Genomic DNA, 14,953 nt, shown 5'->3' with positions numbered 1-14,953 from the left:
GGTCAGACTGTCTCCCAGCCTTCTTTGCCGCCGACGCGGAAGATGGCATCGATGACTTTCTGGTTGAGCACGGATTCCTCCAGCGTGAAGACGCGCTCCTTGCCGCCCTGTGCCGCACGCGCGAAGGTCTCGACCTCAAGCCGGTATTGCTGCGTGCCGGGAAAGCGGAACACTTGCGCCTCGGTGTGGTTCTGGTTGTGCAGTTCGACGCGGTGGTGGTCGTAAAGCCCGGCATTGAAAGGCGAGAACAGCTCGATGAAACCCTTCTCGCCGTGGAACACCATCACCTGGCGCGCCGCCATCTGCGTCGACAGATAGAAGGACAGCTCGAAGTCGCCGAAATCGGCGCGGATCGAGGAGTAGATGTCGGTGCCGAATGTCTTGTCGCGCTCGATCGTCGCCTGGACGCGCAGCGGCTCCTTGCCGGTCGAAAAGCGCGTCGATACGGTCGGGTAGACGCCGATGTCGGGCAACGCGCCGCCGCCGAGGTCGAGCTGGTTGCGCATGTTGCTGGGGTCGACATTGTAGTAGGAGAAGGCACCCTGCACATGGCGCAGCCGGCCGATGGCGCCGCTGGCGATGAGGTCGCGTACCTTGATCCATTGCGGGTGGTAGATGACCATGAAGGCCTCGCAGACCAGCACCTTTTTCTGGTCGCGCAGCTTGATCAGCGGCAGGATGTCCTTGGCGTCGAGCGCCAGCGGCTTTTCGACCAGCACGTGCTTGCCGGCTTCGATGGCCTTGGCCGCCCATTCGACATGCTGCGAGGTCGGCAACGGGATGTAGACGCCATCGACCTCGTCGGAGGCAAGCAGTTCCTCATAGGAGCCGAAGGCATGGCGCGCGCCGAAGCGCTCGGCCAGCGCCTTGGCCTTCGACAGGTCACGGCTGGCGATCGCCGACAGCACGCCGTTCTCCGCCTCGACCATCGCCGGCAACAAATGCTCGCGGCCGATCTTGGCCGTCGACAACACACCCCATCGGAACATCAGGCTTCTCCATCACGATTACAGGCAACGAGGTTTGCCCGAAATCGCCGGAAAAGCCAATGACGAGGGTCAGCCCCTTTTGCCGGTCAGCGTCATGTCGAAGTCGACGATGTTGGAATAGATTGGCGTGCCGACATCCATGCCGTAGCGCGACCTCAGCACCTTGCCGGTGACATGGAATTTGATCGTCCCGGCCTTGAGACCGCCAAGCTCGGCCGTGAACTTTTCCGGAAACGTCTTGCCGCGCGCCGTCAGCCGGCCGCTGACGAGGGCCGTGGTGTCGCTGGTTCGGGTCACGCTGGTAGAGCGGAACTGGATCTCCGGGTTGTTGGCGGCATCGAACACCGCGTCGGAGCGCAGGAAGGCATCGATACGGCCCTGGCCGGTGCCAACGCTTTCGGGAAAGATGGTGAAATTGACCTGCGAGCGCCCGACATCGCTGTTGTCGATGCGGATCGAGCCCTTGAAGCGGGCGAAGGCGCCATTCAGGCCGCCGCCGCCGACCTTGCCGATGGAGAAGTGGATGCTGGAGTTGGCCGGGCTGATCGAATAGCTGCCGGCGGCGTCGCCAAGCGCGACGGCCGCTGAAACAGGCATGGCGAGGCAAGCGGCGACCGCCGCAAATCCGAGAATGCGCGTGTACATGGGGATGTTCCTTGTTGGAGGCAGCGCATTCCTGCGCCCTCACTCCATGAACGAATGAACCGCTCGCTCTATTCCGGATCTGACGAAGGCGTGATCATGCGCATGAGCACGCCATCCCTGAGCTGGAAGTGATGCCGCAGTGCCGCCGCAACGTGGAGAGCCACAAGCGCCATGCCGGCATAGGCAAGATACCAATGCGCCGCCGCCCAGAAGCTTTCGGCACCATCCGATTCGGCCAGCGGCAGGTTCGGCATGACGAACAGGTTGAACGGCAGGCTGGGTATCTCCAGCATCGAGACCGACACCAGCGCCCAGCCGGACAAGGGCAAGGCAAGCTGAAACGCGTAGAGCGCAAAATGGGCCAACGGTGCCGCCCGACGTTCCAAAGTCCCGACCGAGCCCGGCAGCGCCGGCGTTGTATTGCCGCAGCGCCAGACGATGCGCAGGATGATCAGGCCGAGCAGCAGGAAGCCGAAGGATTTGTGCAGCTGGATCAGTTCGAAGGCGGTGCGCTGGCTGGTCACCCGCACCATGACGAAGCCGAGAGCGAACTGGCCGATGAAGATCAGCGCAATCAGCCAGTGAAGAATGATCGCGCCCCAGCCATAGCGGGTGGTGCTGTTGGTGATCGATGTTTGCATCGTTGGTGAACGACCGCGATGCCGGTTATCTTCCACCAAGGGGGGGCGAGCCCGCTCTATCCACTCACCTTGAAGAAATCGACAAACGCCCTGAGCGCTGGCCGCATCTGACGGCGGCTCGGATAATAGACAAAGAAGCCGTCGAAGGGCGGGCACCAGTCCTCCAGCACGCGGATCAGCCTGCCGTCGGCGAGCGGTGCGCGGACATAATCCTCAAAGACGAAGGCGAGCCCGGCGCCGTCGACCGCCGCCTGGGCGATCAGATGGTCCTCGTCGAGGATCAGCGGTCCCTCCACCGCCATCTCGATCGTCTCGCGGCCTTTCTCGAACTCCCAGCGGTAGAGGATGCCGCTGGAGAAGCGGAAGCGGATGCAGCGGTGGCCGGCCAGGTCGCGCGGGTGGCGCGGCTTGGGGTTGACCTCGAAATAGACCGGGGCGCCGACCACCGCGCCGCGAAGGTCCGGCCCGATGCGCACCGCGATCATGTCGCGCTGCAGGCTCTCGCCAAGCCGGACGCCAGCATCGAAGCCGCCTTCCACCACGTCGGTGAAGCGGTCCTCGATGACGATCTCCAGCACGATGTCGGGATAGGCCGACGCAAAGGCGCCCAGCCGTGGCGTCAGCGCCAAATGCGCTGCCGTGCGCGGCACGGTCAGGCGCAGATTGCCGGCCGGCCGGTCGCGCGTCTCGATTGCCGTCTCCAGCGCCAGGTCGATCTCCGACAGCGCCGGCCGCAGCCGCTCCAGCAACTGCGCACCTTCTTCGGTCGGCGCGACGCTGCGTGTGCTGCGCGCCAGCAGCCGAACGCCAAGCCGCGCCTCCAGGCTGGATACCGCGTGGCTGACAGCCGAAGGCGCGATGGCCAATTCCCTGGCGGCGCCCCGAAAGCTGCCGCATTGAGCGACAGTTGCCAGCACGGCCAATTGGGAAAGATGCGCGCGATTCATTGATCTATCTTTTAGTACAGCCCGTGCGGATGGAAGCCGATTATCGAACACAAGGCAAGGCGCTATTTCTCCCACATCGCAACAAGGAGACGCGTTATGCAAACCCGCAAGCTAGGAACTGAATTGAACGTCTACCCCGTCGGCCTCGGCTGCATGGGCATGAGCTTCGCCTATGGCGGCCAAGCGGAAGCCGATGCGATCGCCACGCTGCACCGCGCCGTCGACATCGGCGTCAATTTCTTCGACACGGCGGAGGTCTATGGCCCTTTCGAGAACGAGATTCTGCTCGGCAAGGCGCTGAAGCCGGTGCGTGATCATCTGACGATCGCGACAAAATTCGGCTTCCGGATTCTGGAGGAAGGTACAGGCCTCGACCGCATGGCGGGCGTCGACAGCCGCCCCGAGCACGTCAAAGCGGTCGCCGAGGCCTCGCTGAAACGGCTGGGCACCGATGTGATCGACCTCTACTACCAGCACCGTGTCGACCCCAACGTGCCAATCGAGGATACGGTCGGCGCCATGGCCGAACTGGTGCGCGAGGGCAAGGTGCGCGCGCTTGGCCTGTCCGAGGCGAGTGCCGCGACCATTCGCCGGGCCCATGCCGTGCATCCGATATCGGCCGTGCAGAGCGAATATTCGCTGTGGAGCCGCGACCCGGAAGACGAGGTGTTCGCCGTCTGCCGCGAGCTCGGCATCGGCTTCGTTCCCTATAGCCCGCTCGGCCGTGGGCTGCTGACCGGCACGATCGCCAAGCCCGAGGCCTTGAGCGACGGCGACTGGCGCCGGACCTTGCCGCGCTTCCAGGCCGAGGCGATGGAAGCCAACGCCGCTGTCATCGCCACCTTGGAAAAGCTGGCTGTTGAAAAGGGCGTGACCTCGGCACAGCTGGCGCTGGCCTGGGTGCTGCACCAGGGCGATTTCATCGTACCGATCCCCGGCGCGCGCAAGATACGCCATCTGGAGCAGAACACGGCGGCGGCGGACATCGCGCTAAGCGCGGCCGAGGTGCAGGCTATTGGTGACGCGCTGTCGCCCAACAAGGTTATGGGCAAGCGCTACACCGAAGAGTTGCTGGCACTGGTGAACGGCTAGGTCTTCCCCCTCCCCCTTGTGGGGAGGGTCGGCTCGCTGTCGCAGCGAAGCGGAGACAGCGGGACGGGGTGGGGGAGCGCCCTACGAAGACCCCCACCCCGCTCCGCTGCGCGGATCGACCCTCCCCACAAGGGGAGGGTGAGGTCACCACGGCACAACCGTAATCTCCGGCCAGCACTCCCTCGCCCTCGCCCCCTTCACCTCATGCGTCTGCTGGTTGTCCATCACCCGGTTCGGTGTGATGCGGAACGAAAAAACATCATCCAGCCCGAACGGCGCCACCAACACCAGCTGCCCGTCAGCATCGTATCGAACCCCGACGGCGTGCGTCTTCGACGCGAAATAGCAGACGGGATCGCTAGCGTTCGAATAGCGCGGGCACGGCCGCCCGAACTTCTGCGGATACCAAAGATGCACCCGCGCCTGATTGCGCACCTCGACCGGCAGCGGCAGTCCTTCGAAATGCTTCTCCGCGCGGCGAATAACGGCGTCCTCGGCCTCGTAGGAGAGGTCGCTGTCATCGAAGTAGAACAGGTCGACATCCCTGATGCCATACCCCGAAGGCTTGCCGGTCAGATGGTTCCAAACACTGTTGTAGAGCGCGCCGGAAACCACCAGCCAGTCCGGCAGGTCGAGCGTGCGAGCCAGCGCCAGCGCGTCGCGCAACAGCGGGTCGGCAAGCACGATGGCGAGAAACGCCGCGCGCTGCTCTTCAAGAGGAAGGCCCGAATAGCAGAGAGGATCCATCGCCCTTTGGAGAGCGATTCGGCAAGTATCCGCAATGCTTCGCCCATAGCGCCACCAAAGATGTGGCCAGATTGCAACGTGACCGGACCATGATGCTCGGCCTGGACCTAAAACAGCCCCACCCTCGTCATCTGACGACTATGCGCGTCTGCCCATCTGCCGGCATGGACGATTGCTATTGGAATTTTCCACACCGGCTGGGGTAGCCTGGGCATGCAGATATCGTCGGTTTGGCCAGCAGCATCGTCGAGAGGACCGATCGACAGGGCAAAATTGACTGCGAAGTGGTTCTGGATTGCCGCGACCTTCTGCGTTCTGATCGCAGCCTCGCTCAATGCAAGTGCTGCGGCGGAGCCGATCGTGATTTCCCCGGCCACGCTGCCGGATGGGAGAGTTGGTGAGCACTATGATCGGACGCTGATGGCTTCAGGCGGAGCTGGCGGGCCATACACGTTCGCGCTCACTTCGGGGGTCACGCCGGTCTCCTTCAGCAGCGGCGGCGTCCTCTCCGGGGCAGTGATAGCCGCCCCCGGCACCTATAATTTCAGAGTCCTGGCGACAGATCAGGTCGGCAACACCGGCACACGCGACTACACGATTGTGATCGCGGACAACCCGGTCTTGATTTCGCCTGCTGCGTTGCTCGGCGGGCAGATTGGCCAGCCGTATAACCAGGCGCTGACGGCTTCGGGTGGCGCTGGGGGTCCCTACACGTTCTCGATCGTTTCGGGCTCCATGCCCGTCGCCTTCAGCAGTGCCGGCGTCCTCTCAGGGCCAGTGATAGCCGCCCCCGGCGTCTACAGTTTCAGGGTCCGGGCGACAGACCATGTCGGCAACAGCGGCGAACACGACTACACCATCGTGATCGCGGACAACCCGGTCGTCATTTCACCAGCTGCCTTGCCCGGCGCGCAGATTGGCCAGCCCTATAGCCAGGCGCTGACGGCTTCGGGTGGTGCTGGCGGCCCCTTTACGTTCTCGATCGTTTCGGGCTCCATGCCCGTCGGCTTCAGCAGTGCCGGCGTCCTCTCCGGGCCGGTCATAGCGCCCCCCGGCGTCTACAGTTTCAGGGTCCGGGCGACGGACCATGTCGGCAACAACGGCGAACGCGACTACACGCTTGCGATCACCACTGGTCCGCCCATCGTAATTTCACCGGCAGCTTTGCCCAATGGCCAGGTTGGGCAGCCCTATAGCCAGATGCTGACCGCAACCGGCGGTGTGGGCGCGCCTTACACGTTTCAGCGGATCATCGGAAATCTGCCCGAAGGCGTTTCGCTCGCAACCGATGGTACACTCGGCGGCACGCCGACCGAGAGCGGATCATTTGCCTTTGCCGTCGATGTGTTCGACACCTCCGAGAACAGGGCAAGGCGCGAGTATACGCTGGACATCGCTGCGGCGCCCCGACCGACGGCGCCGTCACTGACCATGACCATCGTTGCCGGCATGTCGGCTTCGCTGCCGTTGACGCCGGGTGCTACCGGCGAACCATTCAGCGCCGCGGCGATCATGTCCAGCGCCCCCGCCGAGGGCGGCACGGCGACGCTGTCCGGCGCGCCCAACTACCTACTGACCTTCGCGTCCTCGCCGGTGTTTTCAGGCACCGTCATCGTAACGTACACACTGACCGGACCCGGCGGCGTTTCCGATCCGGCCACGGTGACCATCACCGTCACCACACGGCCGGACCCCTCCGACGATCCGGAGGTCGCCGGGCTGCTCAATGCCCAGGCGCAAGCGGTGCAGCAATTCGCCGCCGGGCAGACAGACAATATCAACCATCGCATGGGCGCTTTGCGAAGCGAGGCGTGCCGCAAGGCCTTTGCGAATGGGCTCGAACTGTCTGGCCAAGGCGCCGATGGCAATGCCGCCAGCGTCGACTTTCCAGACGGATCCGATTGTGGGGGCGACGCGGCAAAGCTGGGCTTCGGCTTGTGGGCCGGCGGCCACATCGATCTCGGCCATAGTTCGCCTGACGATAGCGCGGAGCGGGACTCCGTTTCGATCAACATGACCACCGGCATCGACTACCGTTTCAACGACCGTTTCGCCGCCGGTCTGGCCGTCGGCTACTCCAGCGACGACAGCGACATTGGCGGCAATGGCACCGAGAGTTCCGGCGAGGCCTACAGCGCGACGCTCTATGCAAGCTATCGCCCGGCCGAAAACCTGTTTCTCGATGCCCTGGCCGGCTACGGTTCGTTCAGCTTCGATTCGAAGCGCTTCGTGACAAGTGTTGGCGGCTTTGCCGACGGTCAGCGTGACGGCGACCAGATTTTCGGCTCGCTGACTGCCGGTTTCGATCATCGCGTCGGCGGGCTGCGACTCACTCCGTTCGCCAGGTTGACGGCATCCTCTTCGAGCCTCGACGCGTTTACCGAAACCGGAGCAGGCATCTATTCGCTGAGCTTCGGCAAGCAGAGCGTCGACAGCCTCGGCGGCACGCTTGGCCTTGCCGGCGGCTATGACATGCCGATGGCCCTCGGCGTCTTCACACCACGCTTCCGGGTTGAATACACTCACGAATTCTCCGGCTCGAGCGGCGTCGATATCCGCTACGCGGATAGTCCGGATGGCCTTGTCTATGGCTTCCAGACGCAGCCTTTGGCGAGTGACCAGGTGATGATCGGCCTGGGCGCCGATCTGCTGCTGCACCAAGGGTTATCCATCGGGCTCGATTATCGCGGCACAATCGGCTTTCAAGACAGCTACAGCCATGCCTTTGGCCTGAGGGTCGGCGGCGGGTTCTGACCATTGCGGCAACGGCTGCTCATCCGTCCCGTGGACGGATGAGCAGCCCCATCGCTAACAGTTCAGTCGCCTTGGGCGCTACGTCCTCAGAACGCCACCGGCCTGCTTGCCGACATTCTCGACGATACGCTTGGCCAGTGCCTCGAAATCCTCGTCGGTCAGTGTCTTTTCAACCGGCTGGATCGACACTTCGATGGCGATCGATTTTTTGTCCGTGCCCAGCGAAGCGCCTTCGAAGATGTCGAAGACCGAGACGGCGGTGATGAGCTTCTTGTCGGCGGCGAGCGCCGCGCGCACCAGCGTGCCGGCCTCGACCGTTTTGTCGACGACGAAAGCGAAGTCGCGCTTGACCGCCTGGAAGGGGGACAGTTCCAGTTTCGGCTTGGTTTTCGTCGGCTTGGCCTTCGGCTCGGGCACGGCATCGACAAACACTTCGAAGCCGCACAGCGGGCCGGAAACATCGAGGCCTTCCAGCGTCTTCGGGTGGAATTCGCCGAAGGTGCCGAGCACGGTTTTCGGACCGAGCTTGATCGTGCCGGAACGGCCGGGATGATACCAGGCCGGGCCGCCGGCCTCGATCTGCAGCCGGTCGACAGGCGCACCGCAGGCTTCCAGTGCGGCGATCGCGTCGGCCTTGGCGTCGAACACGCCGACCGCACCCGAATTGCCGGCCCAGTTGCGGCCTGAGCCGTCGAGCTTGGCGGTGCCGCGGCGCACGCCGGCGGCCACGCGCCGTTGCTGGTCGGCGCCGTCGCCCTCATAAGTGCCCGACACTTCGAACAGCGCCACGTCGCCGATACCCTTGTCGGCATTGCGCTGGGCAGCAGCGATCAGGCCCGGCAGCAGCGAGGGCCGCATGTCGGACATGTCGGCGGCGATCGGGTTGGCGAGCTTCAGCGCGGTCTGGCCGCCGCCGAACAGCTCGGCGTGCTTGGCCGGAATGAACGACCAGGTGACGGCTTCCATCATGCCGCGCACGGCAAGCGCGCGCTTGGCGGTGCGGGTACGGACCTGCAGCGTGGTGAGGATCCTTGCGTTGACCGCGTCATGCGCACCGAGCGGTTGCGGTGCGATGTTGTCGACACCATGGATGCGCATGACTTCCTCGACCAGGTCTGCCTTGCCGTCGACGTCGGGGCGCCAGGACGGCACGGCGACATTGACCACATCGCCCGAGCCCTCCGGCTTGAAGCCGAGGCGCGACAGGATGTCGAGGCTTTCCGCCCTGGGAACCTCGATGCCGGTCAACCTCTTCACTTCCGAAAGCGGGAAGGAAACGATCTTCGACTTGTGGCCGGCGTAGCCGACGACTTCCATTTCGGTCGGCGTGCCGCCGCAGAAATCGAGCACCAGTTTCGTTGCCAGCTCGACGCCGGGAACCATGAATTCGGGGTCCACCCCGCGCTCGAAACGGTAACGCGCGTCGGTGATGATGCCGAGCGTGCGGCCGGTGCGCGCCGTGGTGATCGGGTCCCAAAGGGCGGATTCGATCAGCACATCTGATGTGTTCTCGTCGCAGCCCGAATGCTCGCCGCCCATGATGCCGGCGATCGACTCGACGCCGTTGTCATCTGCGATGACGCACATTTCCGGCGTCAGCGTGTATTCGCGGCCGTCGAGCGCCTGCACCTTTTCGCCATCGCGCGCGCGGCGCACGACGAGATTGCCGGCAACCTTGCTGGCGTCGAACACATGCAGCGGGCGGCCGCGGTCGAAGGTGACGTAATTGGTGATGTCGACCAGCGCACTGATCGGTCTCAGCCCAATGGCGATCAGCCGCTGCTGCAGCCATTTTGGCGACGGCCCATTCTTGACGCCCTTGACCAGGTTGAGTGCGAAGCCGGGGCAAAGCTCCGGCGCTTCGATCGTTACCTTGACCGGACACATGCCGTTGCCGACATGCGGCATGATGGCGCCGCCGACGAGGCGGCCAAGCCCGCTCGCCGCCAGATCCCTGGCGATGCCGTAGACGCTGGTGGCATCCGGCCGGTTCGGCGTCAAATTGATCTCGATGACCGGATCGTCGATATGCGCATAGGCGGCGAAGCTGGTGCCGACCGGCGCATCCTCGGGCAGGTCGATGATGCCGTTGTGCTCGTCGGACAGTTCCAGTTCGCGCTCGGAACACATCATGCCGTGGCTTTCGACGCCCCTGATCTTGCCGACCGTCAGCGTCACGTCGATGCCGGGCACATAGGTGCCGGGCGCGGCAAAGGCGCCGATCAGGCCGGCCCGCGCATTGGGCGCGCCGCAGACGACCTGCACGGGTGGTTTGCCGTTGCCCGTATCGACGGTCAGCACGCGCAGCCGGTCGGCATCGGGATGCTGCACCGCCGTCAGCACCCTGGCGATGACGAAGGGCTTCAGGCTCGACTTGTCGTCGACATGCTCGACTTCGAGGCCGATCGAGGTCAGTCGCTCGACGATCTCGTCGAGCGTGGCGTCGGTCTCTAGGTGGTCCTTGAGCCAGGAGAGGGTGAATTTCATGGGACTGTTCCGTCTGGTCTTTTGACGCTTGTTTTCAGATGTCTCGGCAGGTCGTCGGACATATGCAGGAAGGGGAGCTGCTCACTGACATAGGCATGCTGCGTCGGCTCAAAATCGGCCGGCGCATCCATGGCGCCGAGCATGAAGTAGATGTCGTCCTCCAGCCGCTCGTCGACATAGGCGATGGGTGAGCCGCAGGTGCCGCAGAAGGAGCGCGTCACCGGGCCGTTCTCATACATCTTCAGCGCCTTGCCGGTGAACGCGACCTGATCGACCAGGAAGCCGACAAAGGCCGACATCGGCGCGCCGCTGGCCCGCCGGCAATCGCCGCAATGGCAATAGCTGACGTGATGCGGTTCGACTGATGCCTCGAACCGCACGGCGCCGCAGCGGCAGCCGCCGGCATAGGGCGCTGTCATGCGCTCAGGCCTCCGAACAGCGTCGGCATGTCGAGCGGCCTGAACCCGTAATGCGACAGCCAGCGCACGTCGGCATCGAAGAAGGCGCGCAGGTCCGGCATGCCGTATTTCAGCATGGCGATACGGTCTATGCCCATCCCCCAGGCAAAGCCCTGATATTCGTCCGGATCGAGCCCGCCATGGCGCAGCACGTTGGGGTGCACCATGCCGCAGCCGAGGATCTCCATCCAGTCGGAGCCTTCGCCGAAGCGCACTTCGCCGGGCCTGGAGCGGTCACACTGGATATCGACCTCGAGGCTCGGTTCGGTGAACGGGAAGAAGGACGGCCGGAAGCGCATCTTGACCTGCGGAACCTCGAAGAAGGCCTTGCAGAACTCCTCCAGCACCCACTTCATGTTGGCGACGTTGGCCGTCTTATCGATCACCAGCCCCTCGACCTGATGGAACATCGGCGAGTGGGTGGCATCCGAATCCTGCCGGTAGGTCTTGCCCGGAATGACGATGCGGATCGGCGGCTTCTTCGTCTCCATGGTGCGGATCTGCACCGGCGAAGTGTGGGTGCGCAGAAGCTTGCGCTCGCCCTTCTCGTCCGGCTGGAAAAAGAAGGTGTCGTGCATCTCGCGCGCCGGATGGCCTTCTGGGAAATTCAGCGCGGTGAAATTGTAGTAATCGGTCTCCATATCGGGACCTTCGGCGATGGAAAATCCGAGGTCGCCGAAGATCGCCGCAATCTCGTCGATGACCTGGCTGATCGGGTGTATACGGCCGCGCTCAGCCGGCGACTGCCGCACCGGCAGCGTCACATCGACCTTTTCGGCGGCGAGGCGCGCGGTGATCGCCACATCTTTCAACTCGGCCTTGCGCGCCGTCAGCGCATCTGTGACGCGGTTCTTGAGTCCGTTGATTGCGGGGCCTTTGACCTGACGCTCCTCGGCGGTCATCGCGCCAAGTGTCTTCAGCATCTCGGACACGGCGCCCTTCTTGCCGAAAGCAGCGATGCGCACGGCCTCGATGGCCGGCTCATCGGCGGCCGAGGCGATTTCGGCCAGAAGTGAGTTTTCAAGCGTATCCAGGCCAGTGGTTGCGTCGTTCACGGTCAAAACTCGCTACGTTGGAAATCAGCTCAAAGTGAAAGTCACTTTTAAGTTGAAAGTTCAGGCAAAAGAAAAACCCGCGCCAGCCGTGCCAGCGCGGGTTCCCCAAATCAGAATTGCGAATGCTTGGGAAGCGCTGGTCTTAGGCGACAGCGCTTTCAAAAGCGTTCGGCGTGGTGTTCTTCAGATATTCGAGCGCCACCTTGGCCTTGGCGACCAGGGCTGCGAAAGCCTGCGGCTCGTGAATGGCCATGTCCGACAGGATCTTACGGTCGATCTCGATGCCCGACTTGTTGAGGCCGTCGATGAAGCGGCCATAGGTCAGGCCATGCTCGTGCGTCGCGGCGTTGATGCGCTGGATCCACAGCGCGCGGAACGAGCGCTTGCGGTTCTTGCGGTCGCGATACGCGTACTGCATCGACTTTTCCACCGCCTGCTTGGCGATGCGGATGGTGTTCTTGCGGCGGCCGTAGAAGCCTTTCGCGGCTTTCAGGACCTTCTTGTGCTTGGCGTGCGAAGTGACGCCTCTTTTTACGCGTGCCATGTCATGATCTCCTTAAAACGTGTCCGGACCGAATGCCTTAGAGGCCGTTCGGCAGAAAATTCTTGATGACCTTCTTGCCATCCGGTTCAGCCAGAACCATCGTGCCGCGGGCATTTCGAATGAACTTGTTGGAACGCTTGATCATGCCGTGACGCTTGCCGGCCGCAGCCGACAGGACTTTACCCGTACCTGTGATCTTGAACCGCTTTTTGGCGGCGGACTTGGTCTTCATCTTGGGCATTTTGCTACTCCGTATCGTTGGCGCACTATCGCGCTTCTTGTTCGCTTCAGGCCGACCAAAGCCCGAAAAGCAAATGAAACCGCCACGGCATGCCCTGCCGGGCGGTTTTCTTGAACGGCGGTCCTATACGTCAAAGACGGCCCGCGCGCAACACCTGCCAGGATAGACGCTCTGTCCCCGGTCAGGGAAGCGTGAACCAGACCGGCAACATACCCGACAGCTGCGCCCCGTCGATCAATTCAAAGGCCGGCAGCGCGATGAGAAACACCAAGCCGTCGAGCAGCGTTGTCAACAGCAGGCGCGGCTTGAAGCTGCCCGTATCGCCCTCCTGGTAGAGCGACAGTTTCGGGAAGAAGCGCGGCACCCTCGCCAGATACGCCTGGTACGGCGCGCCGAGCGCTTCCTTGAGGAACTTCTCCTCGCGCAGGATGACGATGTGGAAGGCCCCCGCGCACAAAAGCCCGAAGAGGATGATGCCGGAGAAAGAACCGATCTGCGCACCGACGCCGGCCGCGGCTACGGTCGAGAATACATAGAGCGGGTTGCGGGTGATCGAGTAAGGCCCGCCGGTCACCACCTCGGAAGATTTGCGCCCGCCTATGTAGAGTGTCGCCCAAAGACGGCCCACGATGCCGAGGAAAATCAGCAGCACGCCGAACATTTCGATCGATTCGTGCACCGGCGTGTCGGGCGGAAACGTCGATTGACCAAATAGCAATGCTGCGAACAGCACGACCACGAGAACGGCAAGCACTATCCGGCGCATATGCTGGTAGTTGCCCAGCCCGTGTGCCTCGACGGGCGCAGACTTGATTTCATTGACCATGGCGGAATCCGATCGTCGAAAAATTTGCCGGCGATCGCAGCTTCTGGCCAAGAAAACAGGGCCCGCCGATCGTTGGGATGACTTGCAGGATAATTCAGGCGGATTTAATGCATGTCGCCTCTTTTGACTGCCTGCCGCCGCTCAATACAGCCAGAAGAGGACGGGAATTACACCGCTTTCCTGCCCGGACTCGATGAGTTCGAAAAACGGTATGGAAACCAGAAACATCAAGCTGTCGCGCAGCGTGTGATTGAAGATGCGCGGTGTGAAGGTGACCTCGGCCTGATCGCGATAAAGCCGGGGATTGGGAAAAAAGCGCGGCACCCGTGCGACGTAGTCCTTGTATGGCGCCCCGAGCACGGTCATCAAATGCCGTTCCTCGCGCAGCGTGACGATGTGGAACGCGGCCGCGCACAAAACCGCCGACGCTACCGCGACGATCGCGCTGCCGGTCTGGGTGCCGATGCCGACGGCCGCTACGGTGGAGAAAAAATACAGCGGGTTGCGCATCACCGAATATGGGCCGGTTGCAACCACTTCGGCCGACTTGCGGCCGCCGATATAGAGGATCGACCAGAGCCGGCCGCCGATCCCGATCAGTATCAGGGCGATCCCGTGCGCCTCTATGCGTTCGTGGGTTAGCTCATCGTGCGGGGAGCCGCCGAAGATCAGCAAAGCGCAAAAAGCGCCGATTAGCAGCGCCAGCAGGACGCGCCGGCGCCGCTGATAGCGACCCATTTCACTCGTAGAACGTGCCGCGGCGGTCATGGGGGGAATCCTTTCGCCGCGAGGACCGGCAACCAGAATCCTTGTCGAAGCAACTTGCGGAGAAATCATGGCGAAGACAAAACAAAACAAAAGGCCGCCGAAGCGGCCTTTGCTTTTGACGGGGATCGCTCTAGCGCGGCGACAGCACCATCATCATCTGGCGGCCTTCGAGCTTCGGTTCCGCCTCGACCTTGGCGATCGTCGCCACTTCCTCGCGGACCTTGTTCAGAAGCTGCATGCCGAGTTCCATATGCGCCATCTCGCGGCCACGGAAGCGCAGCGTCAGCTTGACCTTGTCGCCTTCCTCGAAGAAGCGGCGAACCGCCTTCATCTTGGTCTCGTAGTCATGGCTGTCGATGTTCGGGCGCATCTTGATCTCCTTGATCTCGATGACCTTCTGGTTCTTGCGCGCCTCGGCCGCCTTCTTCTGGTTGGCGTATTTCAGTTTGCCGAGATCGAGTATCTTGACGACGGGGGGCACCGCATTGGGCGATATCTCGACGAGATCGAGCCCAGCCTCTTCGGCGAGCAGCAATGCGTCGTTGATGGAAACATCGCCGCGGTTCTGGCCTTCGGCGTCGATAAGCTGGACCCGGGGAACCCGGATGTCACGGTTGGAGCGCGGGCCATCCTTGGTCGGCGCCGCTGCTTTGAAAGGTCTGCGAATGGTCGTGGTCTCCTTGGCCGTTTCGTTCAGGGTCTGTCAGTGTTGATGCATGGACGCGCCAATGTGGTGAGCGCGCGGGCGGAGTCAATAGC

At 63.0% G+C, this 14,953-nt stretch carries 15 protein-coding genes; 2 read left to right on the top strand and 13 right to left on the bottom strand.

Annotated elements, in window-relative coordinates; genetic code table 11:
• Positions 1-2 precede the first annotated feature (2 nt).
• From NP945_RS13460 to NP945_RS13445, 4 genes are all read right to left on the bottom strand, one after another.
• Positions 3-989: a Gfo/Idh/MocA family protein gene (locus NP945_RS13460; RefSeq protein WP_256746613.1), complete on the bottom strand. Its 987-nt coding sequence runs from the start codon at positions 987-989 to the stop codon at positions 3-5.
• 69 nt (positions 990-1,058) lie between these two features.
• Positions 1,059-1,634 (bottom strand): YceI family protein, encoded by a 576-nt coding sequence (locus NP945_RS13455; protein WP_256746612.1) that lies wholly within the window; start codon positions 1,632-1,634, stop codon positions 1,059-1,061.
• Positions 1,635-1,702: 68 nt separating this feature from the next.
• A complete protein-coding gene (locus NP945_RS13450) occupies positions 1,703-2,275 on the bottom strand; it encodes a cytochrome b (protein WP_256746611.1) in 573 nt (190 codons plus the stop codon).
• A gap of 56 nt (positions 2,276-2,331) precedes the next feature.
• Positions 2,332-3,222: a LysR family transcriptional regulator gene (locus NP945_RS13445; protein WP_127266811.1), complete on the bottom strand. Its 891-nt coding sequence runs from the start codon at positions 3,220-3,222 to the stop codon at positions 2,332-2,334.
• 96 nt (positions 3,223-3,318) lie between these two features.
• Here NP945_RS13445 and NP945_RS13440 point away from each other — a divergent pair, with 96 nt between their 5' ends.
• Entirely contained in the window at positions 3,319-4,314 is a 996-nt protein-coding gene (locus NP945_RS13440; RefSeq protein ID WP_256746610.1) for an aldo/keto reductase, read from the top strand.
• 144 nt (positions 4,315-4,458) lie between these two features.
• On the opposite strand, the gene NP945_RS13435 is transcribed toward NP945_RS13440, so the two are convergent.
• Positions 4,459-5,061, bottom strand: a complete 603-nt coding sequence (locus NP945_RS13435) for a nucleotidyltransferase family protein (RefSeq protein WP_256746609.1) — start codon at positions 5,059-5,061, stop codon at positions 4,459-4,461.
• 273 nt (positions 5,062-5,334) lie between these two features.
• Here NP945_RS13435 and NP945_RS13430 point away from each other — a divergent pair, with 273 nt between their 5' ends.
• Positions 5,335-7,815 carry an autotransporter domain-containing protein gene (locus tag NP945_RS13430; RefSeq protein ID WP_256746608.1) on the top strand — a complete coding sequence of 827 codons (2,481 nt, stop codon included), beginning with the start codon at positions 5,335-5,337 and terminating at the stop codon, positions 7,813-7,815.
• 78 nt (positions 7,816-7,893) lie between these two features.
• Here the strand turns inward: NP945_RS13430 and pheT are convergent, their stop codons facing one another.
• From pheT to infC, 8 genes are all read right to left on the bottom strand, one after another.
• The gene (gene pheT, locus NP945_RS13425; RefSeq protein WP_256746607.1) at positions 7,894-10,302 is read right to left on the bottom strand and encodes a phenylalanine--tRNA ligase subunit beta; all 2,409 of its coding nucleotides are present in this window, start codon (positions 10,300-10,302) and stop codon (positions 7,894-7,896) included.
• Complete coding sequence (locus NP945_RS13420) at positions 10,299-10,721, bottom strand: GFA family protein (protein WP_256746606.1); 423 nt, start codon at positions 10,719-10,721, stop codon at positions 10,299-10,301. The genes pheT and NP945_RS13420 overlap by 4 nt, the downstream gene beginning before the upstream one ends.
• Positions 10,718-11,815, bottom strand: a complete 1,098-nt coding sequence (pheS, locus tag NP945_RS13415; RefSeq protein WP_256746605.1) for a phenylalanine--tRNA ligase subunit alpha — start codon at positions 11,813-11,815, stop codon at positions 10,718-10,720. The genes NP945_RS13420 and pheS overlap by 4 nt, the downstream gene beginning before the upstream one ends.
• A gap of 142 nt (positions 11,816-11,957) precedes the next feature.
• Positions 11,958-12,359: a 50S ribosomal protein L20 gene (gene rplT / locus NP945_RS13410; protein WP_023672281.1), complete on the bottom strand. Its 402-nt coding sequence runs from the start codon at positions 12,357-12,359 to the stop codon at positions 11,958-11,960.
• 37 nt (positions 12,360-12,396) lie between these two features.
• A complete protein-coding gene (rpmI, locus tag NP945_RS13405; protein ID WP_006201248.1) occupies positions 12,397-12,600 on the bottom strand; it encodes a 50S ribosomal protein L35 in 204 nt (67 codons plus the stop codon).
• 181 nt (positions 12,601-12,781) lie between these two features.
• Positions 12,782-13,426: an isoprenylcysteine carboxylmethyltransferase family protein gene (locus NP945_RS13400; RefSeq protein ID WP_027039944.1), complete on the bottom strand. Its 645-nt coding sequence runs from the start codon at positions 13,424-13,426 to the stop codon at positions 12,782-12,784.
• A 141-nt stretch (positions 13,427-13,567) separates the two neighbouring features.
• Entirely contained in the window at positions 13,568-14,194 is a 627-nt protein-coding gene (locus NP945_RS13395; protein WP_256746604.1) for an isoprenylcysteine carboxylmethyltransferase family protein, read from the bottom strand.
• A gap of 130 nt (positions 14,195-14,324) precedes the next feature.
• The gene (infC, locus tag NP945_RS13390) at positions 14,325-14,861 is read right to left on the bottom strand and encodes a translation initiation factor IF-3 (RefSeq protein WP_013528312.1); all 537 of its coding nucleotides are present in this window, start codon (positions 14,859-14,861) and stop codon (positions 14,325-14,327) included.
• Positions 14,862-14,953: the final 92 nt, after the last annotated feature.

This window comes from Mesorhizobium sp. LMG17149 (assembly GCF_024518695.1).
Taxonomy (GTDB): Bacteria; Pseudomonadota; Alphaproteobacteria; order Rhizobiales; family Rhizobiaceae; genus Mesorhizobium.
This window is presented reverse-complemented; position numbering and strand designations above follow the sequence as displayed.

Bases quoted from the DNA above. Each gene is read 5' to 3' on its own strand.
- NP945_RS13460 (WP_256746613.1), bottom strand. From the start codon at position 989: ATGTTCCGATGGGGTGTGTTGTCGACGGCCAAGATCGGCCGCGAGCAT.
- NP945_RS13455 (WP_256746612.1), bottom strand. From the start codon at position 1,634: ATGTACACGCGCATTCTCGGATTTGCGGCGGTCGCCGCTTGCCTCGCC.
- NP945_RS13450 (WP_256746611.1), bottom strand. From the start codon at position 2,275: ATGCAAACATCGATCACCAACAGCACCACCCGCTATGGCTGGGGCGCG.
- NP945_RS13445 (WP_127266811.1), bottom strand. From the start codon at position 3,222: ATGAATCGCGCGCATCTTTCCCAATTGGCCGTGCTGGCAACTGTCGCT.
- NP945_RS13440 (WP_256746610.1), top strand. From the start codon at position 3,319: ATGCAAACCCGCAAGCTAGGAACTGAATTGAACGTCTACCCCGTCGGC.
- NP945_RS13435 (WP_256746609.1), bottom strand. From the start codon at position 5,061: ATGGATCCTCTCTGCTATTCGGGCCTTCCTCTTGAAGAGCAGCGCGCG.
- pheT (WP_256746607.1), bottom strand. From the start codon at position 10,302: ATGAAATTCACCCTCTCCTGGCTCAAGGACCACCTAGAGACCGACGCC.
- NP945_RS13420 (WP_256746606.1), bottom strand. From the start codon at position 10,721: ATGACAGCGCCCTATGCCGGCGGCTGCCGCTGCGGCGCCGTGCGGTTC.
- rplT (WP_023672281.1), bottom strand. From the start codon at position 12,359: ATGGCACGCGTAAAAAGAGGCGTCACTTCGCACGCCAAGCACAAGAAG.
- rpmI (WP_006201248.1), bottom strand. From the start codon at position 12,600: ATGCCCAAGATGAAGACCAAGTCCGCCGCCAAAAAGCGGTTCAAGATC.
- NP945_RS13400 (WP_027039944.1), bottom strand. From the start codon at position 13,426: ATGGTCAATGAAATCAAGTCTGCGCCCGTCGAGGCACACGGGCTGGGC.
- NP945_RS13395 (WP_256746604.1), bottom strand. From the start codon at position 14,194: ATGACCGCCGCGGCACGTTCTACGAGTGAAATGGGTCGCTATCAGCGG.